1 protein-coding gene is annotated in these 1,467 nt (G+C 58.1%); it reads right to left on the bottom strand.

Annotated features, from left to right (window positions below):
• Nucleotides 1-232 precede the first annotated feature (232 nt).
• Nucleotides 233-1,336 (bottom strand): hypothetical protein, encoded by a 1,104-nt coding sequence (locus tag ACSFA3_RS23125; protein WP_435472711.1) that lies wholly within the window; start codon nucleotides 1,334-1,336, stop codon nucleotides 233-235.
• Nucleotides 1,337-1,467: the final 131 nt, after the last annotated feature.

Raw genomic sequence — 1,467 nt, 5'->3', positions numbered from 1 at the left:
CGTCTCGGTTCTGATAGGCGAATCTTGTTGGCAACCGAATATGCGTTGCCGCAGCGATATCTGCTTCCGTAACCATTCCCTGCCTCCATCATTTTTCCAGCAGCGTACTCACATCGAATACATCGCAGCCAAGTTGCGCAAGCCCCTCATCTCCTATCTGAACTCCCTGCTGCGTCACCAAAGAGATAGCTGCGACAAATCATTTGAAAGCTCAAAATGGGTCGCGCGCCGGTCAATTGACCGCATAGTCACCAGGAGACGCCACCGTCGTATTCGGCGCCAATCGGAATACGCACTCCACATACGGCCGAACCTCCAACCATTCCGCTTGGCGGTCATAAAACTGCACAAGCACCCTCCCGACGTCCACCGCGCTTGGTGCTCCAGAAGACCAGTGCACGGAAAACGCGGCCCGAACATCCGCAGTGGAATGCTTGTCCGCGTCCTGGTGACCGTAAGCGTGAAACTCTCTGACGGCTCCCGGCGCCGCGTAGTCGCTAGCAGCGCCCGGGCACTTGGCCCCCTTCGTTACTTGCTCACGCTCGACATGCGCGCGAGAGAACGAATCCTGAACGGTATGCAAAAGGCTTCCGAACGCGACCGCACCCAGATAGGAAGGCTTGCGGATGTTCGGATTGCCGAGAGCAAAAAGGTCCTGCACGCTCCATCCGTTCATGCCAAAGACATCGCGAACACCCGCCACGTCTTGATTCGCAACGATGCCATTGGCAGGGATCTTTCTGGTCGCGACCTTCCACGTGAACTCGGCCCACATCATGATGCGCCCGTAGGTAATGTCTGGCGGTTCACCATCGACCGAGCCCATCGCGTGAAGAAACTGCATGTCCCCGAAGTGGGACCGTACAAGTAGCGGTGCCGTCTTGGCATTCAGTACTTCACCGCGGGCTGCCCTCTTCTTCCCGTCGTAGAACACTCGCCCCCAGCACTCCGGTTGCACGACAAGGCGCACCGTGTCTCCGACCTTGCATCCCCCGTACTTACCGAACGAAGATTCGAATCTGAATGGCGGGTCATCATTCCAACGTACTCCGGCGAGCACGTAGGCCTGTGCCGGGTCCCAATCAGGGTCGGCGCAGATATCCGCGTCTCCATCGCAATCCAATGACCGGTTTGCGATCTCTTCGTGAACTGGGCTGCCGAACTTTCGAACGCCCAAGTCCACGAGCTTGCTGAGCAACTTGTCTCCGGTCGGTTGTCCCATCTTCGCGAGCTTCTTCTCGAAGGACGTTCCGTCCGGCGATAGCTCGAAGGCAAAGGATGCGCCCGGCATCAACATGAATGCCGCTGTGGCTACGCTCGCCGCTTTCCAAAGCATCTTCGGCCTCCCATACCTTTGTGGTACTCCCCTGTACTACGGTAGCGGGGGTGAGAGGTCCTGGGCATCCCTACTTTGTGGGATGCCCAGTTGAAGCCGACTGAGAGCGCTAGCACCCGCTCTACCCTAGC

This window comes from Variovorax glucosi (assembly GCF_051216695.1).
In the GTDB taxonomy this organism is placed as follows: domain Bacteria; phylum Pseudomonadota; class Gammaproteobacteria; order Burkholderiales; family Burkholderiaceae_C; genus Variovorax.
This window is presented reverse-complemented; position numbering and strand designations above follow the sequence as displayed.

Bases quoted from the DNA above. Each gene is read 5' to 3' on its own strand.
- ACSFA3_RS23125 (WP_435472711.1), bottom strand. From the start codon at position 1,336: ATGCTTTGGAAAGCGGCGAGCGTAGCCACAGCGGCATTCATGTTGATG.